The 19,196-nt window shown below is 59.7% G+C and carries 18 protein-coding genes; 2 read left to right on the forward strand and 16 right to left on the reverse strand.

Annotated features, from left to right (window positions below):
* From K8940_RS14015 to K8940_RS14080, 14 genes are all read right to left on the reverse strand, one after another.
* A complete protein-coding gene (locus tag K8940_RS14015; RefSeq protein WP_223390573.1) occupies positions 1-1,107 on the reverse strand; it encodes a Coenzyme F420 hydrogenase/dehydrogenase, beta subunit C-terminal domain in 1,107 nt (368 codons plus the stop codon).
* Between the two features lie 62 nt (positions 1,108-1,169).
* Positions 1,170-2,369, reverse strand: coding sequence for a polysaccharide pyruvyl transferase family protein (locus tag K8940_RS14020; protein ID WP_223390575.1), 1,200 nt, complete (start codon positions 2,367-2,369; stop codon positions 1,170-1,172).
* Positions 2,353-2,943, reverse strand: coding sequence for a CatB-related O-acetyltransferase (locus tag K8940_RS14025; RefSeq protein WP_223390577.1), 591 nt, complete (start codon positions 2,941-2,943; stop codon positions 2,353-2,355). Before K8940_RS14025 ends, K8940_RS14020 begins: the two co-directional genes overlap by 17 nt.
* Before the next feature lies 1 nt (position 2,944).
* A complete protein-coding gene (locus K8940_RS14030; protein WP_223390578.1) occupies positions 2,945-4,135 on the reverse strand; it encodes a hypothetical protein in 1,191 nt (396 codons plus the stop codon).
* Positions 4,125-5,156 (reverse strand): hypothetical protein, encoded by a 1,032-nt coding sequence (locus tag K8940_RS14035; RefSeq protein WP_223390580.1) that lies wholly within the window; start codon positions 5,154-5,156, stop codon positions 4,125-4,127. The genes K8940_RS14030 and K8940_RS14035 overlap by 11 nt, the downstream gene beginning before the upstream one ends.
* A gap of 8 nt (positions 5,157-5,164) precedes the next feature.
* Positions 5,165-6,211, reverse strand: coding sequence for a glycosyltransferase (locus tag K8940_RS14040; RefSeq protein WP_317846995.1), 1,047 nt, complete (start codon positions 6,209-6,211; stop codon positions 5,165-5,167).
* Positions 6,177-6,935 carry a glycosyltransferase family 2 protein gene (locus K8940_RS14045; RefSeq protein WP_317846996.1) on the reverse strand — a complete coding sequence of 253 codons (759 nt, stop codon included), beginning with the start codon at positions 6,933-6,935 and terminating at the stop codon, positions 6,177-6,179. The genes K8940_RS14040 and K8940_RS14045 overlap by 35 nt, the downstream gene beginning before the upstream one ends.
* Before the next feature lies 1 nt (position 6,936).
* Positions 6,937-7,818 (reverse strand): glucose-1-phosphate thymidylyltransferase RfbA, encoded by an 882-nt coding sequence (gene rfbA / locus K8940_RS14050; RefSeq protein ID WP_223390582.1) that lies wholly within the window; start codon positions 7,816-7,818, stop codon positions 6,937-6,939.
* Positions 7,815-8,717: a dTDP-4-dehydrorhamnose reductase gene (gene rfbD, locus K8940_RS14055; protein WP_223390583.1), complete on the reverse strand. Its 903-nt coding sequence runs from the start codon at positions 8,715-8,717 to the stop codon at positions 7,815-7,817. The genes rfbA and rfbD overlap by 4 nt, the downstream gene beginning before the upstream one ends.
* Entirely contained in the window at positions 8,710-9,771 is a 1,062-nt protein-coding gene (rfbB, locus tag K8940_RS14060) for a dTDP-glucose 4,6-dehydratase (RefSeq protein WP_223390584.1), read from the reverse strand. Before rfbB ends, rfbD begins: the two co-directional genes overlap by 8 nt.
* A gap of 12 nt (positions 9,772-9,783) precedes the next feature.
* Positions 9,784-10,359, reverse strand: a complete 576-nt coding sequence (gene rfbC / locus K8940_RS14065; RefSeq protein ID WP_223390585.1) for a dTDP-4-dehydrorhamnose 3,5-epimerase — start codon at positions 10,357-10,359, stop codon at positions 9,784-9,786.
* Between the two features lie 46 nt (positions 10,360-10,405).
* Positions 10,406-11,374: an NAD-dependent epimerase/dehydratase family protein gene (locus K8940_RS14070; protein WP_223390586.1), complete on the reverse strand. Its 969-nt coding sequence runs from the start codon at positions 11,372-11,374 to the stop codon at positions 10,406-10,408.
* 3 nt (positions 11,375-11,377) lie between these two features.
* Complete coding sequence (locus K8940_RS14075) at positions 11,378-12,685, reverse strand: UDP-glucose dehydrogenase family protein (RefSeq protein WP_223390588.1); 1,308 nt, start codon at positions 12,683-12,685, stop codon at positions 11,378-11,380.
* Positions 12,686-12,851: 166 nt separating this feature from the next.
* Complete coding sequence (locus K8940_RS14080; RefSeq protein ID WP_223390589.1) at positions 12,852-13,502, reverse strand: sugar transferase; 651 nt, start codon at positions 13,500-13,502, stop codon at positions 12,852-12,854.
* A gap of 511 nt (positions 13,503-14,013) precedes the next feature.
* Here K8940_RS14080 and K8940_RS14085 point away from each other — a divergent pair.
* Together K8940_RS14085 and K8940_RS14090 are read left to right on the forward strand one after the other, a co-directional pair.
* On the forward strand, positions 14,014-15,378 hold the full coding sequence (locus K8940_RS14085; RefSeq protein ID WP_411675603.1) for a DUF1800 domain-containing protein: 1,365 nt from the start codon (positions 14,014-14,016) through the stop codon (positions 15,376-15,378).
* Positions 15,375-16,649 carry a DUF1501 domain-containing protein gene (locus K8940_RS14090; RefSeq protein ID WP_223390590.1) on the forward strand — a complete coding sequence of 425 codons (1,275 nt, stop codon included), beginning with the start codon at positions 15,375-15,377 and terminating at the stop codon, positions 16,647-16,649. The genes K8940_RS14085 and K8940_RS14090 overlap by 4 nt, the downstream gene beginning before the upstream one ends.
* A gap of 27 nt (positions 16,650-16,676) precedes the next feature.
* Here the strand turns inward: K8940_RS14090 and K8940_RS14095 are convergent, their stop codons facing one another.
* On the reverse strand, positions 16,677-17,744 hold the full coding sequence (locus K8940_RS14095; RefSeq protein ID WP_223390592.1) for an endonuclease/exonuclease/phosphatase family protein: 1,068 nt from the start codon (positions 17,742-17,744) through the stop codon (positions 16,677-16,679).
* A gap of 114 nt (positions 17,745-17,858) precedes the next feature.
* Positions 17,859-19,100: a tyrosine-type recombinase/integrase gene (locus K8940_RS14100; RefSeq protein ID WP_223390593.1), complete on the reverse strand. Its 1,242-nt coding sequence runs from the start codon at positions 19,098-19,100 to the stop codon at positions 17,859-17,861.
* Positions 19,101-19,196: the final 96 nt, after the last annotated feature.

The raw sequence follows: 19,196 nt of genomic DNA on the forward strand, positions 1-19,196 counted from the left end.
CTAAATCCGCCCCTGCAAACGACGCTTCATAGTCGACAGCACCGCCCGTGCGAACTTTACGGGCCCCGCCTTAATCGCGACAGCATATAGATGCTGTTCCGGATAGCGGGGCGGTTGACCACCAGTCAACTTTACCGCCACACTACGAGCCAACATCGACCGCTTCCGGTTTGCTTGGTACGGCTGCATCAACTCTATATCAGCAGGGTCGACATCTTCAGAACTAATCGCACCTACTCGTTCAGCCTCCGATACGAGAAGGCGTCCAATTTCTGTGCGAACGAGCAACAAACTGCGGCCATCCCGCTCTTCGAAGCTCGGATATCCATCCTTCGACTCGTACCAAGCGTCGCCACAGACGATGTCTGCAGCCTCCCCGGTCCCATCGGCGCATAGCTTACAACGTGGCTGAAGGTGCCGATTCAGGATCCGCCCCCACGCCTCATTGTATGTCAGTTCATATACCTTCCCCTGCTTATCCGTCGCCCTCGTCATACCGGGCCAACCAGCACCACGATACTTGAAGCCAACGACGTCCGACGCGTTCGCGCCCATCTTCTCCAAGATGGCTTCAGTCCCTTTCTGACTAGGAACACCCGCACAGATAAACGAAATCATGAACGGGAAGCGCGAACTCAGGGCTGGATCATTGCGCACATAATGGCGCAGTGCGGCGACGTCGCATGGTTTGCCGACGAAGGCGAACCTTCTCGCGTCATCAGCCTTCAACGCCCTCACCGCCTCTAATGGCGCTGAGGGCGAGTACCTTGATCCAGCGTTGGCCACGAGTTCATGCGAACTCGCATGAACATAGGTGTCATTCAAAAGTGCGAAATCTCGATCCACCCCAACCTGTATTACCGCATCAACCTTTCCGGTCGACAGCAGGTGGGACAAAATCGCTGTGATCACCCCCCCAGAAGATCCCTGGAAACGGATTTCCGGATCAAGGGCGTATGCCGACTTTGTCGAAAGGAGAGGCCCCCAAAGCTCATCGTATTTCGAAATATTATGGTGAAAGACTTGATCCCCTGGGCAAGCCCCATTGATCTCGTTCTGCTCGACATGACGAGTGGGACGGAGATAACCGGCTTCATCCAGCTGCATGTCGCCTTCCTCGCGCGCACAGAGCCCACAACCGGCGCACATTCCGGCTTCCAGGACTGAGTCTATCGAGCGAGACAACTGACAATCTCCGACAGCTCTGAGGTGTATTCCTCGTTTCGTCCCCTTGCCTTCACCAAGGCCCGCTTCTGGGCTTCATTAGAACCCGAAGCGTACTGATCAAATCTCTTCTGAAGCAAAGCGATGGCCTCTTCGTTATTCACCGACTTAGCATCAATAGTGTCACCATGGCCTAGGGAACCGAAGACGCCTTGGAACTTCCGGCTGTAGGCGATCGGCACCGTTGGCACCCCAGCGGAGAAAGCGCCGATCGTCGCGTGCATGCGCGCACCCGTGAAGAAGGCCAGTCCGCTGATATAGCCCTTGGCCGCAAGCGGAGAGGAGAAGCGCGGCGCTACAACCACCCCGTCGTCGTCCTTAAATAACGCCTTCAGCGCCAAACAAGCGCGGTAGTCATCCTCGACAGGGTCCTCTCCACTGATAACGTGCCCAATCAGATGGACCTGCATGCCCCGGGACCGAAGGAATTTAACCGTATCCTGGCAAAGCTTCGGGTAGTCCAAGGTCAGCGCAAACTGATTGTTCCCAGTATAACCGCCGGAATATAGCAGACCGGATACGTTTACTCCCGCTGTATTAGCTTGACGAGGCTGAGAGGCGTAAGGCAGTGCGAAGGCAACATCTGTCGTATCGAACACATCTATGCCTATGGATTTCATATAGGCAGTCGATCGCTCGTCCCTCGAAAACACGCGATAGGCCCGCCGCAGCACAGGATAGGCCAACGCTCGAGACAGAGATTTATCAAACGGGCCAATCGTTTGCGGAGCCAACACCAACGGCACGCCGCTCATCAATGTGAGCACCTTGGTCGCCAAGTGATTGTAGAATCTTCTTGGGCCATAGATGTCCGTGAAGCTGTCACCCTCATCAATGTCTATGATGAGATCATAACCCCTGAACTTTCTGAAGTGAGAAAAGTCTAACCGAGCAACAGCCTTTAACGCCTCTTTAAGCGAGAACACCACGTGAGGGATCGTGCGGTCGAAACTAGCCTCCGCCTCCGCTAGCGAAGACGTTCCGGGCGTAGGCTTGCTGCCGATGGTCGTTAGGTCGAGATCCACACCCACCCGCTTTGCAGCCTCCAAAGTCATCGCGATATTCGCGACCGCGAGCGCAGTAACTCCGTAGTTACTTGACGATAGATTATGCCAAACGAAGCCGATTTTAATCTTCTTTGTCAAAGTACGTCTCCGGATGGAAGCATAATTCGGGCCTCTCGGTAATCATATTCCTGATATCGTCAATATTGCCATCCCACCAACGAGTGCTCTCGATCTTATCAATCACATCAGGTGAGAATCGATACTTAATAACTCTGGCTGGATTGCCGGCCACGATCGAATATCGAGGCACTGGCGCAGTAACCACCGAATTGGCTGCAATCACACTCCCTCGCCCGAGGGTATGCGCCTTAGAAGTGACTGTCACATTATGCCCAACCCAAACGTCGTCCTCAACGACGAATGAGACGTTTTGGATATTATCATGAGACAGAATTCCGAGAGCTGAATTATAAAAATAAGGCGTCAGCCCGATATAACTGACGCCGTGATTGCGAGGGAAGAAATAGCTGCTCGTTGCGAACGAACAATACCTACCAATTCTCATCCCTCTCGGCATACGCTTTGGGTCGAAGCACCCGTAGCTGTATAGTCCGACCTCAACGTCGAACCATTTTTTGAAGAATTTACGCAGCCTGAGACTTTGGAATTCGCTCTCAAACACGCGCAGCAATCTAAAGATGCGACGCTTCATGTTACCTACCAATCCGCCGCGACTTGTAGAAGTACACCGCAGCGGTAGCGGCCTGAGACAAAGTCATCAACATAAGGACTCTCTCTACCGTAGCAAAACCTGTTACGCCTAATATAACCAAAATAATGGTCGTAACCAAAAAGATCCAACTTCCCGCCATCGCGCGAAATTTCTGCCCCCCCATGAGAGTTAGATAAGCGCCGGCCCCTGCGGCTACATACCTAACGAGGAGGGTGAGTGCGATGATTGTGTAAACAGTCGCCGTTACCTTGTACTGCTCCCCAAAGGCAAACTCCGCAAACACCCCCATGAACAGGAGGAAGGCGACGCTGATCGCCCCCCCCGCCGCGGAAAATGCAACAGTAAGAAGGCGAGCCGGATGGGAATAGCCAGGACGCCCTGCGACCGGGATCACTACGCCAGCAACCACAGACGCCAGGGCCAACGCCGAGTAGTAAACACGCGCGGCGGGCTGAAAAGCCGCAAGCGCGAATTGGCCACAGAACAGACTTATTGCGATAGAATCTGCCCGAACCCCCATGTTTGATGTAACCGTATCAAGTAGGTAATATCTAAGCCTGATATAATGCTCCCTAATAACATCAAAACTGAATCCTGATGTCACAATAGAAAGCATACTCCCCATCCCCACAAGTAAGACCAAAGACACCACTCGTGTGGCGAATATGGCCGCCCCCGCCGCCCACGGCGACCGAACGCTGATTAGGTATATGGGGCCGAGCAGAACTATCTGAAACAACGAATGCAGGAACTCTGCCTTCAGCGCGCGACGGGCCCTCAAGCTTACAAAGAATGTATCTATAATCGTATTTAGGAGCATCCCCCCCACAGTCAGAGCAAGGAGTTGGCCGCCAGCGAGCCCCTTCCAAACGCTCCCAATGATCAGTGCAACAACAACAACCCCTGGCAACAGGGCAATACGAACCGACGTCCCCGCGTGCAAGCGATCGCGATGCTCAGCCGCCGTGTCACCGCCGGAACCTCTGAGAAGTTCGTTGTTGAACCCCGCGTCGACCAAGATTGCGATCAACTGGCCATAGAGCATGGCGGTCGACACGGTTGCGAACAACGCGAAGGGCAAGGCGTGCGTAAGCGCCGAGATCAACCCAACGGCCGCGGCAAGACGAAGGAGGGTAGAAACTCCAGTTAGGCCTAGCCCCCTAATGTTCATGGCGAGGCGCGCCGACGAACTGCCGCTGAGGGCCGCCCCGCTTTCCGACGACGAACTCTCCGCCCCCCTGCCTCAAAAGGCCGATTGAGAACAGGATAAGAAGAACGACGCGCGTGTATGCCGTGTCGGGGCCGAGCATGGCGTACAAAAAGCAAAATAGAGATATGGCGATGAATCTGCGCTCGGTCTGAGTGTTGACGATCAACAATGTGACCGCCACAAGTAGAAACGCGACGATTAATCCGTTGAACAAGCCAAAGGCCAGGAACAGATTATGGACCGTTAGCGAAGCGGTATCGTAGGAATACGCGAAAGGCCTAGCGGATACGAAGATTGCATTCTCATCGAGCGTCAGTGGCTGCTTTAAGGTATCCATAAGGGCGGCGTTATTCATGCCCGCCCGTTGCATATTGGATGCACTCGAATAGATGGCGCGCTCCACCCCCATGGCACGCGCGATCGGAAACGCCGCCACATACAGAACGAGCGCCGAAACCGCGAGAGGGACGGCAAAGCGCCGTGTCAGAGTGCTGGGCATATAGAGCGCGGCCAAAGCGGTAAACGCCCCTAGCATTAGCCCTCTCGCCTGAACTCTATTCTGAAGATAGATTTCGACCAGGATGATCAGTGTAGCGACAAGCCGCCCGCGCTTTTCAGGCAGAAAGAACAGAGCCATAAACCAAAGAGGGAAAAGTTTCGGCGTTGAATACTTACTCAGAATGGAAATATTGCTTGAAGAAATCCAGTGTATCGCCAGAATAGATAGAGAAACCCCGATCGGTATAAGCAAAAATTTCGACGACACGTAGGATCGGTGCACCGGTAGAACTGCGTAGATGCCGATCAGGGCAATCAGAGCATGATAGCCGCTCTTAGGATAACCGAGCACCAGCATGGCCATCGCGCCTGCGGCCGCGGTCGCTAGGACCACAGCCAACCGCGAACGGAAAAGCTGCATCGCTAGGACGACGAGCAACCCGCAGAGGATTGACAACTCGGATAGGATCGGCAGCAAATTCATAAGTCGACCTACAGACGCTCAAAAAGGCTCTCGGCAATTCTCGGCCATGCAAAGGACGACAAATCGACGGCCTGATTACCACCCCGCGTAGCCTCGACGATAGCCCGTTGCGCTGCGGCGCGATCATGGAAGTCGACAACTGCTCCGCCGACAGTAAGGCAGAGCTCCCGAAATATAGGGATATCGTTCGCCACAACCGGAACGCCCCTGGCTCGAGCCTCCAGAAGCGGTATGCCGAAGCCTTCTAGCTCGGACGGAAATGCAAAGCACTTCGACGCGTCGTACAGCTCGACAAGCTCGGCTTCCGACAGGTTCTGGAAAAATGTGACGTCTATACCCGCTGCCGATGCATAGGCTTGAACAGCGCCTAGAGATCCTAGGTCCGAGCCGACAAAGGCAACCTTTAGGCCCAGGCCGTTCAACACCGCCAACAGGTTCAGGTGGCCCTTATGCGGAGCAAAATTTGATACGTACAGAACGTCGTACAATTTTGGCGCGCTCTTCGGGAGATCAAACCAGATTTGCGACAATCCGTTGTAGGAAACGAAAATCCGATCCTGCGGCAGCAAAAGAGACTTGGCTATCCGCTCCCGTTCCGAATTCGAAACGGTCACCACACCCTTCGCGAGGCGAGCTGATAGAAAATTCACTAAGTGCGCGAGGCGAGAAAACTTACGGCCATGAGCTGTCGCGAACTTGGCGTCATGGATCATATGGTAAAGGCGATATTTGTTGAAGCTCAGAGGAGCCAGCGCACTCTCACTTACGACGACATCTGGTCGAAGTTGAAGCAGAAGGGCGCTTAGCTTCAAGGTGGTCAGAGCCTTGTAGATCAGGCTTCCATCTAGTGACACGTGGCGATGCTCGACAGCTGCGCCGGGTTTCCACGGAGATACGCACACTACCTCAGCACCGCTTGCGGTAAGCGCCGCCATAAGGTGCTCCGCGCGATTGCGCGCCCCTGAATATGCAGCGCCCTTGTGACTAAAGGGACTGAGAAAGATGATCCGACTCATGTAATTAAAGCCGAATGCCTGATGCAAGATGAAGCGCATTTAAAAAGGCGGAAGGCGCACTGTAGTTCAACAGAGAAAGGGCAATAAAATGCCCCTTAATAGATCTATAGAGCCTTTTATATTTTGCGGAAAAGTTGCTCGATGACTTCCCCCCCGCGTGGCCAACAGATACATCTGCGATCACAACCACCTGAACTCCCATGTCTGAGGCTCGGACGCAAAATTCCAAGTCTTCGCCGTACATGAAGATTTTGTCGTTGAACCCACCGACCGCAAAAAACGTCGCGCGTGACGTCGCCAAACACGCGCCAGAGACGTAAAGCATCGGGATATTCGCATCCCCATTATCTGCCAAATCTATATACACGCGCCTGAAGGCAAGCCCAAAGCGCCCCGGCCGCTTGAGCGTAGGTAATCTCTCCGACCGATCAAGTATGGCAGGAGCCCAAACACTGCGATCCCCAAGAAGGCCGCCGGCCTCGACAATTTCATTCAGGGCTTTCAGCGTGACATCAACATCAGGATTGATGAACACAATCACGTCCGCGTCAGACGAGCGCGCCCCCAGATTGCACGCAGCGCCAAACCCTATGTTCTCGCCACGACCTACGACACGAACCCCCATCGAAAGGGGCTTATAGCCACCACCGTTGTCGACAACGATGAGTTCCACATCGGGGATCTTGGAAACTACATCCTCTAGATTTCTGATCAATCTTTCAGAATGATAATTTACAGTTATTATAGAGGCCCGCATTTTCATGCTATTTACCGAGATAGTTTTGAATGACGGCACCTCTTAGGTACTCGCCGTATGAACTTTTTCCATATCTACTTGCCGAAACTTCAAACTCATCGAGCGATATATACCCCATATTTAGGGATATCTCTTCGAGACAGGCAATTTTGAAGCCCTGCCTCTTTTCCAGAGTTCGCACGAATTCCGCGGCTTCCAGCAAGCTGTCTGGCGTACCCGTGTCCAACCAGGCATATCCACGCCCCATGATCTCGACCGACAGCTTACCCGCCTCAAGATAGGCCCTATTCACGTCCGTAATCTCCAGCTCTCCGCGAGAAGATGGCTTGAGATTACGCGCTATGTTCACGACATTTGCGTCGTAGAAGTATAGACCAGTCACGGCCCAATTGGACTTCGGAAGAGCTGGCTTCTCTTCGATCGAGACCGCACGCCTCCTGCTGTCGAAATCCACTACGCCATAACGCTCCGGGTCGTTGACGTGGTAGGCGAAGACCGTCGCACCGCCAGGACGGCTTATGGCGTTCATGAACAGGTCTGTGATCCCGTGACCGTAGTAGATATTGTCGCCAAGGATCAGCGCCGACGGACTTTCGCCAACGAACTCCGCACCGATGATGTAGGCCTGCGCGAGGCCGTCCGGACTCGGCTGGACGGCGTACTGGATTTCCATTCCCCACTGCGAGCCGTCGCCCAGCAGCGCCTGGAAGTTGGGCGTATCGCGCGGGGTGGAGATGATCAGCACTTCGCGGATGCCGGCCAGCATCAGCGTCGACAGCGGATAATAGATCATCGGCTTGTCGTAGACTGGCATCAGCTGCTTGCTGGTCACCAGCGTCATTGGATGCAGGCGCGTGCCTGAGCCGCCGGCCAAAATAATGCCCTTCATGCGCGGGCTCCTTGCGAATTCAATTCGGCGATGACGTCCGCGACGGCGCTTTGCCAGGCTCTCGGCCGGACGCCGTAGTCGGCAGTGAGCTTGGCGGTCGCCAGGCGCGAGTTCTTCGGGCGGCGCGCCGGGGTCGGATACTGATCGGACGGGATGTCTTCGACCTGCGCCGAAGGGCCGCCGGCCTCGGCGCTGAGACGGAAGATCTCGCGGGCTAGGTCTGCCCAGGCGGCCTCGCCAGCGTTGACGAAATGGTAGACCCCGGTCGGAGCGGTCTCGTCGGCAATCATCCGTAGCACAATCGTCTTCAGCGCGTCAGCGATATCGGCGGCCGAGGTTGGGCAGCCGTATTGGTCGGCGACGACACGCAACGCCGGGCGGTCGGCTGCCAACCGCAGTATCGTCTTCAGGAAGTTGGCGCGATGGGCACTGAGCACCCAGGCCGTACGCAGGACAACAGAACGTGGATTGCCCAGGCGGACCGCCATTTCGCCGGCCAGCTTCGAAGCGCCGTAGATGCCAATCGGGGCGACAGGGTCGCTCTCGACATATGGCTCGATCTTATCGCCATCGAAGACGTAGTCGGTCGAGACCTGCACCAACGGGATGCCCCGCTCACGCGTGATGTCGGCCAACAGAGCCGGGCCACCAGCATTGGCGGCGAACGCGCCGGCGACCTCGGTTTCGGCCTTGTCGACGGCTGTCCAGGCGGCGCTGTTAATCACAGCCGCGAACGCGACCTTCTCGAACAGGGCCTGGATCGACGCCACGCTGGTCAAGTCCAGCTCATCGCGTGTTGGCGCGTGCAGCACGACCCCTTCAGACCAGGCCGCGCGTTGCAGCTCGTGTCCGACCTGGCCAGCCCCGCCGGTGATGAGGATGTGGATCGGATCAGCCATTCACGGCCACACCGAGACGCTGGGTGGCGTAGCGGCCATCCAGGATTTCCTGCCACCAGTCCTGATTCTCCAGGTACCAGCGCACGGTCTGCTCGATGCCCTGCTCGAAGGTCACCGAAGGCTCCCAGCCCAAGGCGGCGCGGATCTTCGAGGCGTCGATGGCATAGCGATGATCATGGCCCGGGCGATCGGTCACATATGTGATCTGGTCGGCATAGGCCTTGCCGTCGGCGCGCGGCTGCAGCGTGTCGAGGATGCCGCAGATGGCGCGAACGACCTCGATGTTCTTGCGCTCGGCATTGCCGCCGACATTGTAGGTCTCGCCTGGCGCGCCGCGCTCGAACACCGCCTGCAGGGCCCGGGCGTGATCGTCGACGAACAACCAGTCTCGCACGTTCGAGCCGTCGCCATAGACCGGCAGCTGCTCGCCGTTCAGCGCACGGATAATGATCAGCGGGATTAGCTTCTCGGGGAAATGATAGGGGCCATAGTTGTTCGAACAGTTGGTGACCAGGACTGGAAGGCCGTAGGTGTGCCCCCAGGCGCGGACCAAGTGGTCCGAACCGGCCTTGGACGCTGAGTACGGCGAGCGCGGATCATAGGCCGTCGTTTCGGTGAAGAAGCCGTCCTCGCCCAGCGAGCCGAAGACTTCGTCCGTCGAGATGTGGTGGAAGCGGAACGCCGCCTTCCCGGCTTCGTCCATGCCGCGCCAGTAGGCGAGCGATTGGTTCAGCATCACAAAGGTGCCGACGACATTGGTCTGGATGAAGGCCCCCGGGCCGTCGATCGAACGGTCGACGTGGCTCTCGGCGGCGAGGTGGGCGACCACGTCCGGTTTGAACGCAGCTAGCGCGTTAGCCACGGCACCAGCGTCGCAGATATCGCCTTGGACGAACGAATAGCGCGCGCTCGCCTGCGCCGACATGAGCGAGCTCAAATTGCCGGCATAGGTCAGTTTGTCGAATACGACGACTTCATGATCGGTGTGTTCGATCAGGCGTCGAACCAAGGCCGAACCGATAAAACCGGCGCCACCGGTGACGAGGATGCGCATGGATAGCCTCCTTTAGGCGCTGGTAAGTGGTTGAAGCGGAACGCCGTCGTAATTGAAGGGGCTTTCGAAACTGGCCAAGGTTGGCAGCACCTTGTCCTTATCGGATAGGACTGCCCCCCCGGATGGCAACGGCCAGTCGATGCCTATCGTCGGGTCATTCCAGACGATCCCTCCGTCGCAGTCCGGCGCGTAGAAATCGGAAACCTTGTAGGCGACCTCGACATCGGCCTCGAGCGTCACGAACCCGTGCGCAAAACCTACGGGAACATAGAGCTGCTCGCCGCCCTCAGCGGTCAGCTTGGCTCCGACCCATTTGCCGTAGGTGGGCGAGCCGCGTCGGATATCGACCGCATAGTCCATTATTGAGCCGCGGACGCAGCGTACGAGCTTGGCCTGCGCATGCGGCGCTCGCTGGAAGTGTAAGCCGCGCACCGTCCCCACCGAGGCGGAAAAAGACTGATTGTCCTGCACGAAGCGTACGTCGATGCCAGCGCTCTCCGCGCTACGTTCGGAGTAGGTTTCACAGAACCAGCCGCGCGCATCGCCGAAGCGCAACGCTTTGATTAGCACAACCGAAGCCAAATTCATTCCCCATGTAAAACGCCACCATATCGGTTGCGCCCGGCCAGCTAGTTTATTTCCACTCGCGCCGCCACTCCACGAATCTGGCCAGGCCCTCAGCCAGTTTGACCTTGGGCTGGTAGCCGCAAAGGGCCTTGAGCTTGTCGATATTGGCGAAGGTGGCGGTGACGTCGCCGGGCTGCATGGGGCGGTAGACCTTGCTCGCCTCAATCCCCAGCGCGGCTTCGAGTGTGGTGATCATGTCCATCAGGCCGACGGGGTCGTTGTCGCCGATGTTGTAGACCTCGTGTCCGCCCTGGGCCGGCGGATTGTCGAGCACGCCCAGGACGCCATCGACGATGTCGTCGATATAGGTGAAGTCGCGGGCCATCCTGCCCTCGCCATAGACCTCGATCGTTTCCCCCTTCAGCATCTTCTCGGTGAAGCCGTAATAGGCCATGTCCGGTCGGCCCCAGGGGCCGTAGACGGTGAAGAATCGCAGGCCCGACTGCGGGAAGCCGTAGAGCTTGGCGTAGCTCTGGCTCAAGAGCTCGCACGAGCGCTTGGTGGCGGCGTAGAGCGACACCGGGCTCTCGGCCGGGTCGCTCTCCTTGAAGCCGTCGCCGTTCAGCGGCCGGTCACCGTAGACGCTGGACGAGGAGGCGTAGACCAGGTGCTCGACGCCGGCGTGGCGGCAGGCCTCCAGCACCGACAGGTGGCCGGCCAGGTTGCTGCGCTCATAGGCGAAGGGGTTCTCGATCGAGTAGCGCACGCCCGCCTGGGCGGCCAGGTGGATCACCCGCCTGGCGCCCGAGGTCTTCACCAAGTCGGCGAGGGCCTCGTGGTCAGCGATGTCCATGCGGATCATCGTAAAGCCGTCACGGCCAGCGAGACGCGAGGCGCGGGCCTCCTTCAGCGCCGGATCGTAATAGGCGTTGAAGACGTCAACCCCGATCACCGCCTCGCCGCGATCGAGCAGGCGCTCGGCCACGTGGTAACCCACGAAGCCCGCCGCCCCGGTGACAATGACCGGAGACGCCATGTCTCAACCCCGACCGATCGAGGCGTAGGTGAAGCCGTGACGGACCATCTCGGCGGCCTTGTAGACGTTGCGCAGGTCGACCACGACGGGAGCCTTGAGCAGACCCTTGATCCGACCAAGGTCCAGGGCCCGGAACTGGTCCCACTCGGTGAGGATGACCAGGGCGTCGGCGCCCTCGGCCGCCTCGTAGGCCCCGGCCTTGAAGTCGACGCCGGCGAGCATGTGAGCGGCTTCCTTGGCGCCTTCCGGGTCAAAGGCCTGGACCTTGGCGCCCATGGCCTGCAGGGCCGGCAGGATGTCCAGGCTCGGGGCGTCGCGCATGTCGTCGGTGTTGGGCTTGAAGGTCACGCCCAGCACCCCGATCGTCTTGCCCGACAGGTCACTGGAGCCGATGGCGTCGGCCACCTTCTCGGCCATGGCCTTCTTGCGGGTGGTGTTGACCTCGACCGTCGTCTCGATCAGCCGGGTCGGCGCGCCGTACTGCTGGGCCGTGCGCACCAGGGCGATGGTGTCCTTGGGGAAGCAGCTGCCGCCGTAGCCGGGGCCGGCGTTGAGGAACTTCGACCCGATGCGCTTGTCCAGGCCGATGCCCTTGGCCACCTGCTGGACGTCCGCCCCGACCTTTTCGCACAGGTCGGCCATCTCGTTGATGAAGGTGATCTTCATCGCCAGGAAGGCGTTGGCCGCGTACTTGATCAGTTCGCTGGTGCGGCGGCCGGTGAAGATGATCGGCGTCTCGTTCAGGCTCAGCGGACGATAGAGGTCGCGCATCACCGCCTGGGCGCGCTCGTCCTCGGCGCCGACCACCACGCGGTCGGGGCGCTTGAAGTCCTCGATCGCCGCCCCCTCGCGCAGGAACTCGGGGTTGGACACGACCGCGAACTGGGCGTCGGGGCGGACCTTCTTGATGATCGCCTCGACCTCGTCGCCGGTGCCCACCGGCACGGTCGACTTGGTGACCACCACCGTGAAGCCGTCGATCAGGCCGGCGATCTCCTCGGCCGCGGCGTAGACGTACGACAGGTCGGCGTGACCGTCGCCGCGACGCGTCGGCGTGCCCACCGCGATGAACACCGCGTCGGCCTCCTTGATCGCCTGGGCGCCGTCCAGGGTGAAGAACAGCCGGCCCTCACGGACGTTGCGGGCGACCAGGTCGTCCAGACCGGGCTCGAAGATCGGGATCTCACCCTTCTCCAGCCGCTCGATCTTGCTCGGGTCCTTGTCGATGCACGTCACCACGTGACCGAAGTCGGCGAAACACGCCCCCGACACCAGGCCCACATAACCCGTGCCAATCATCGCTACGCGCATAGGTTCCCCACCGACTTACCCGCCCAATTTATGCGGGACAAAAAGTTCACAAGATGTTGGCCGCGAGCTCTATCGAATGAGCTAGCGATTTACGATGACAGTTCGAAATCAAAATGCCTGCAGCTGATGTAAAAAGCAGCGCGATTAGCGGAGCCTTTATCACCAATTAGTAAGCGTTCTCGGCCATGAGCAGGTGCGGCACGGTCATCAACAGGATCTTGACGTCGCCACCAAGGGTCCAGCATTCGATGTATTCGTTGTCCGCGTCGATGCGGGCAGCCATCGCTTCGATGGCCCCTGTGCCGCCGCGAAGACCCTTGATCTGCGCCAAGCCGGTCAGACCGGGACGGGCGCGGAAGCGCAGGTGATAATTTACGATCTGAGCGCCATACTGTTCGTCATGCGCCAGGGCGTGCGGGCGTGGCCCGACAATCGACATGTCCCCGCGCAATACGTTCAGCAACTGCGGCAACTCATCAATGCTCGTCTTGCGGATGATTTTGCCAACCATGGTGATCCGGTCGTCGTCACGCTTGGCCTGAACGACCTTCGCACCGTTCTCCTGGCACCGCATCGAGCGGAACTTAAAGATGGTGAAAGCTTGGCCATTCAGTCCGCCGCGCGACTGCCGGAAGAGTACCGGGCCTGGCGATTCGAGCTTGATCAAAATAGCGACGAGGGCGAGGAGCGGGGCGAAAAACAGCAACGCGCCGCCTGCCACCAGAATGTCCATCGCTCGCTTGAGCGGATCTTTGGCGACAGAGGCCTTCACGGCACAGGTTCGCTGATCCGCCGGCGGATTAGAGGCAATCATCACGTGGTCCCCACCAGTGTATGTATCCGGGTCTTTGCCCGTTGATTTAGGAAGCCTTTACTAAATCAGCGTTCCGCAAACAACTGCCCCCGGTGATTGTTAACCAACCTTTTTTCGCGGCGCAGCGATTCTTGCGCGTTCAGGGGACATATCGCGCCCTATTGGCAGGCATCGAACCGACTAATTGTTGGGACCGCCAGACTAAATTGGCGATGATCATCACGCGTAACTGTGACGAAATGCACATGGCCCAAGGCGATCGTCAAAACCATTCAAGCGTCACAAGAAATTACGGCAGCTCTTTAGAAGCCCTCGCAGACGCTGGCCAAGGCGGCTTGGCGTAGGAATGTAAGAGCCGAGTGACCAGGAATGCGAAGGTCGGGCCGCTAGCAATTGCATGGACCTCGCCCGATCTTTCGGATGGCCACCGACGGAATGGCCGACGCTCGGCGTTCAACAAGCAGTTTCGCCAATTCGCCGTGGGAGAGCCGACTTGAGCTTACCATCCAAGAACATGATGGCCGCCCTTGCCGTCACCCGGTTCGGGCTGGGTGCCCGCCCCGGCGAGATCGACGCAGCTAGGTCCGATCCGCAGGGATCTATTACAGCTCAGATCCAGCGTAGCGGCGCCGACAAGCCGGTAGACGATGCCGATACGGCTGCCCAACGCTTTACCTGGATACGCGACTATCAAGACGCCCGCTCCACGGAGCGCGCCCTCAATAACGCCGGAGGAAGTGAGCGTGCGCCCTCAACGCTAATGGACACACGCCTGCAACTGCGTGATAAGATACAAAACGATTTCCTAGCCCGCGCCCGCTTAGGCGCCAACACGCCGGCCGCCTTCCGCGAGCGATGGGCGTTGTTCTGGGCCAATCACTTCACCGTCTCGTCGACCAAGCAGATCACCTTTGCGATGATCGGGCCGTTTGAGCGCGAGGCGATCCGCCCCAACGTCTTCAACAGCTTCGAGAACCTTCTGGTCGCCTCCTCGACCCATCCGGCCATGCTGACCTATCTAGACCAGGCCTCTTCGATCGGGCCCAACAGCCGCGCGGCCGGGCGGCGGGGCGGCAAGGGCCTGAACGAGAACCTGGCCCGCGAGATCCTGGAGCTGCACACGGTCGGGGTCGACGCCGGCTACAGGCAGGCCGACGTCACCGAATTCGCTCGCGCCCTCACCGGCTTCTCGGTCGGTCGCGACAACGAGGATCGCGCCGGCCAGTTCGTGTTCCGCGACAACGCCCACGAGCCCGGCGCCCGGACGATCATGGGTCGCCGTTACGCCGAGGCCGATATCAAGCAGGGCTGGGCGGTGCTGAAGGACCTGGCCGCCGATCCGCGCACCGCCCACCACGTTTGCAGCAAAATCGCCCGCCACTTCGTCTCGGACACGCCCCCACAGACCCTGACCGCGCGGCTGGAGAAGCGTTGGATGGACACCGGCGGCGACCTCGCCGAAGTGGCCAAGGCTCTGGTCGAGAGTCCGGAGGCCTGGGATCCGACGCCAGCTAAGTTCAAGACGCCCTACGAGTTCACGCTGTCGACCTGGCGGCTGATCGGGGCCCAACCATCCGCCTATGACCGCATCGCTCCGATCCTCACCGGCCTGGGCCAGAAGCCCTTCTCGCCCCCCTCCCCCAAGGGCTGGGCCGAGGACGCCCAGACCTGGGCTTCGCCCGACGGCCTGATCAAGCGCATGCAGTGGGCCCAGGGCATGGCCGCCGCTGTCGCCGACCGCACCGATCCCAACGCCCTGGCCGTCTCGGCCCTGGGCGAGCGGCTGACGCCCGCCGTCGCCAAGGCCGTGTCGCGGGCCGAGACCCGCCGTGAGGCCTTCGCCCTCCTCGTGATGAGCCCGGAGTTCCAACGCCGATGACCGCTCAAATGAACCGCCGCTCCCTGCTGGGCCTGGGCGCCAGCCTGGGTATTTCTGTCAGCTTCCTGGGCTCGCAGGCCTTCGCCGCGTCCGAGGGCGACCTGGCCAAGAAGAAGCTGGTCGTCGTCATCTGCCGGGGCGGCATGGATGGCCTGTCGGTTTCGCCGCCGGTCGGCGACCCCGACTACGCCGCCCTGCGCGGCTCGATCGCCATGAAGCCCGAGCAGGTGTTGAAACTGGACGACACCTTCGGTCTGCATCCCGAGCTGAAGGCCGTCCACGCCCTGGCCCTGAAGGGCGAGGCGCGCATCGCTCCGGCCATCGCCAGCCCCGACCGCGCCCGTTCCCACTTCGAGGCCCAGGACGTGTTGGAGACCGGCGCCTCGGGCGTTTACGGCGCCGACACCGGCTGGCTGAACCGGACGCTGGAGGCCCTGGCGCCGATCCGCAAGGTCGAAGGTCTTTCCGTGGGCGCCACCGCCCCACTGATCCTGCGCGGCAAGGTGCAGGCGGCCAGCTGGTCGCCCGGCAAGGGCGTCGACGAGACCGCGCGCCTGCCGACCCTGCTGCAGGATCTCTACAGGAGCGACCCGCTGCTAGGTCCGGCCTTCGCCCGCGGCCTGGAGACCGAGACCATGGCCCAGCAGGCCATGACCGCCATGGCCGCGACGCCGGCGATGAACGAGATGGCCGCCTCGACGCCGGCCATGGCCCAGCCGGCCGGCATGTCTTCGACAATGGCGAACGATCGCCAGAACCGCGCCGGCAGCGAGGCCGCCCGCAAGCTGGGCTCGACCCTGGGCGGCTTCATGATCCAGGCCGGCGGCCCGCAGATCGCCGCCATCTCGCTGGACGGCTTCGACACCCACGCGGGACAGCCTGGCCAGATCGCCACGCGCCTGTCCTACATGGATGCGGTGCTGGACGGCCTGCACACCGGGCTGGGCGCGGAGTGGAAGAATACCGTGGTGATCGCCGTGACCGAGTTTGGCCGCACCGCCCGCGTCAACGGCACTGGCGGCACCGACCACGGCACGGCCTCCACCGGCCTCATCCTGGGCGGGGCGCTCAAGCGCGGCGGCATCGTCGGCGACTGGCCGACCCTGAAGGAAACGGCCCTGTTCGAGAACCGCGACACCGCCCCCACCGTCGACATGCGCGGCCTGTTCAAGGGCGTGCTGGCCGATCACATGGCCGTCGACCGCGCCCTCCTGGAGAGCAAGATCTTCCCCGACAGCGCCGGGGCGAAACCGGTGGCGGGCCTGGTGTGACAAGCAAAATGCGGTGGCTAGGGACGGCTATCTCTTCAACCGTCTGAGAGTAACCACTACAGGCCGATGATCCGATCCAAGCACGGGACCACGCCTCACCTGCACTGCGCGCCAGCCCGAGCCCGCATAGACATGGTCGATCGGCAGCAATGGCGCCGGAGCCGAAAGAACACGGGTGAACTGCCCTGCCGGCCATGACGGAAGAGCACGTGTCCACCTGTATAGACCGAAAGCCTTGTCCTGTCGCCGCAACGCAAACGACCACGGCGTCGAGTTGAAGTCACCTGTGACGATCGTATTTCTTTGGTCAAGTTGCGCGACCGTTTTCACAAGCTGCGCCATCTGGCCTTTCTGCGGCTCTACGGGCAGCGGCCAGGAATAATGAACCCCGACAACGGTAAATACACCGCCAGGACCAACCAACCTCGCCCAGGCCGTAGGCGCACGAGACCCTTCCGCCTGATTTCCTCCGACAGCTATCATGGGATAGCGAGAAAAAATCACTGTCTCGCAGTGCCTGCCCTTTTCACATGAAGCGGACGGAAACGCAGCTCTGAGCTTTTGCAGAATTGGTCCCCGCTCACTTCCTGCCTCCTCAATTACCACCACGTCCGCACGCTCAGCGATAATCCAATCTACTGTCTCCTCGGGCTTATAATTCGACCCCCAGACATTGAATTGAATAATCTTCAGATCATCACGATTCACCACCCCAGGTGAAAATCGCAAAGCCATGACGCATTCCGGCGCTATAATTGCAGAACAAATTAGAAATGCAAACACACTTAAGGCAACAATAGCGCCCCTCTCGAAATCACGAGAGAACAATACCCCTAGAATGAACGCAACAATACTTGAGCACATCCACACAGGAATAACATGACTTAAGGCATCGAGCCGAGGGCTGACCAAGCCCCCTAAACAAAGCGTAACAGCGCCGGCCGAGATGAGACTCAACACAAGCGCAGTACCACGCGCCAGAAGGCCCAGAAGCGAGAGGAGATTTCGAACGAGCAGAGCCTCACTCCAAAAAAATAGACCACTTTCACAGCAAGCGACGCAGACGATTTTGCCTGCGGCCCAGGCGGCTAGCACGGCCCGATGCCAAGCTTCGAAAAACCGAGTGTGACTCAGAGAACTGCGCGGTTCGACAGCCCCAGAATATCGATTTTCGCTTGTTACTAGCGTTGAAGCAGCGATTTAATGCGTTTAGGAGACTGTTTCAGCCCACTTCGTCATCAACGCTCTGCGCTTTTCGAGCAGATCTCCACGGCGATAGGCAGCCTCGACTCTGTTTGCAATCGTATGCGCCAAGGCCATTTCTACCACCTCGCCCGGGAATTCTGTCTCCTCAGCGGCCCAATCGCGGAAGGAGCTGCGAAATCCATGGCTCGTCAGATCGTCCCGCCCCATCCGTCGCAAGACTGCGAGCAGCGACATATTGCTCAGCCCTTTGCCCGGCAGCTTCCCCCAGAAAACAGGACCAAGCGGGCCCTCCTCTCCGGCTTTCAAAGTCTTCCGGTGGCGGCGAGCCTCCACTTCCAACCAAACCGCACGTTGATGCTCTAGAATTTCCATCGCCGGCCTACTGAGCGGTACACTGTGCTCTCGTCCAGCTTTCATCCGCGATGCAGGAACCGTCCAAACTCTGTTTTCGAAGTCGACCTCGCTCCAGTCAGCGCCAATTACCTCACCCGTCCGCGCCGCGGTCAGGATCACAAAACGCAGGGCTAAGACCCCTACCCCGCTCTGTAAGCGCATCTTGGCCATGAATGAGGGCACCTCCCGATAGTCAAGCGCCGCGTGATGCTTGACCTGCGTCACCTTCGATTTGGCGGGCAGAATCATCTCGATATGGCCCTTCCAGCGCGCGGGATTGTCGCCCTGGCGGTAACCTTGCGCCGCGCCCCAGCTGAGCACGGTCTCAATGCGGCCACGCAGGCGGCTGGCCGTTTCGGACTTCGTCAGCCAGATGGGTTTGAGCGCGCTCAGCACATCGGCCGTGTCGATGTCTGCGAGCAACTTTCGTCCGAAATGTGGGACGGCGTAGGTCTCCAGCGTGCTTGACCACTGCTGAACGTGCTTCTCGTTTCGCCAGGCGACCTTGTTGGTCTCGATGTAGGCGACCATGGCCTCCTTGAAGGTGACACTCGCTGGTCGGTCGCTGGTGACCTTGGGCCGCCGCCCGATCCGAGCGCCCAGCGGGTCTTCCCCATTGTATCGCTGCAGGCGGGCAGCGCGGGCCTTCTCTCGGGCTTCGGCGAGCGAGACAAACTCTAGAGGGCCAAGGCCCATCTGCCGTTCGCGGCCAGCCACGCGATAGCGGAAGATCCAAGATCTGGCGCCGGTCGGCGTGATCTGAAGATAGAGACCGCCACCGTCGGGATATCGGCCGGCGCCGCGGAGCTGCCGAACAGTCATCGCCGTGAGTCGCTCATAAACCCGGGCCATCGCTAACCCACACTTTCACCCACGCGGGGCCAACCCCCGCTTTCACCCACGCACTTGTTCATGATAGGGACGGATGAAGATGGACGCGTCGAGACA

The sequence above is a fragment of the Caulobacter segnis genome (assembly GCF_019931575.1).
In the GTDB taxonomy this organism is placed as follows: Bacteria; Pseudomonadota; Alphaproteobacteria; order Caulobacterales; family Caulobacteraceae; genus Caulobacter; species Caulobacter segnis_C.

Coding starts and splice junctions, on each gene's coding strand:
- K8940_RS14100 (WP_223390593.1), bottom strand. CDS start 19,100: ATGGCCCGGGTTTATGAGCGACTCACGGCGATGACTGTTCGGCAGCTC.
- K8940_RS14015 (WP_223390573.1), bottom strand. CDS start 1,107: ATGCAGCTGGATGAAGCCGGTTATCTCCGTCCCACTCGTCATGTCGAG.
- K8940_RS14025 (WP_223390577.1), bottom strand. CDS start 2,943: ATGAAGCGTCGCATCTTTAGATTGCTGCGCGTGTTTGAGAGCGAATTC.
- K8940_RS14075 (WP_223390588.1), bottom strand. CDS start 12,685: ATGCGCGTAGCGATGATTGGCACGGGTTATGTGGGCCTGGTGTCGGGG.
- rfbD (WP_223390583.1), bottom strand. CDS start 8,717: ATGGCTGATCCGATCCACATCCTCATCACCGGCGGGGCTGGCCAGGTC.
- K8940_RS14030 (WP_223390578.1), bottom strand. CDS start 4,135: ATGAACATTAGGGGGCTAGGCCTAACTGGAGTTTCTACCCTCCTTCGT.
- rfbA (WP_223390582.1), bottom strand. CDS start 7,818: ATGAAGGGCATTATTTTGGCCGGCGGCTCAGGCACGCGCCTGCATCCA.
- K8940_RS14090 (WP_223390590.1), top strand. CDS start 15,375: ATGACCGCTCAAATGAACCGCCGCTCCCTGCTGGGCCTGGGCGCCAGC.
- rfbC (WP_223390585.1), bottom strand. CDS start 10,359: ATGAATTTGGCTTCGGTTGTGCTAATCAAAGCGTTGCGCTTCGGCGAT.
- K8940_RS14040 (WP_317846995.1), bottom strand. CDS start 6,211: ATGCGCTTCATCTTGCATCAGGCATTCGGCTTTAATTACATGAGTCGG.
- K8940_RS14085 (WP_411675603.1), top strand. CDS start 14,014: ATGATGGCCGCCCTTGCCGTCACCCGGTTCGGGCTGGGTGCCCGCCCC.
- rfbB (WP_223390584.1), bottom strand. CDS start 9,771: ATGCGCATCCTCGTCACCGGTGGCGCCGGTTTTATCGGTTCGGCCTTG.
- K8940_RS14070 (WP_223390586.1), bottom strand. CDS start 11,374: ATGGCGTCTCCGGTCATTGTCACCGGGGCGGCGGGCTTCGTGGGTTAC.
- K8940_RS14045 (WP_317846996.1), bottom strand. CDS start 6,935: ATGAAAATGCGGGCCTCTATAATAACTGTAAATTATCATTCTGAAAGA.
- K8940_RS14035 (WP_223390580.1), bottom strand. CDS start 5,156: ATGAATTTGCTGCCGATCCTATCCGAGTTGTCAATCCTCTGCGGGTTG.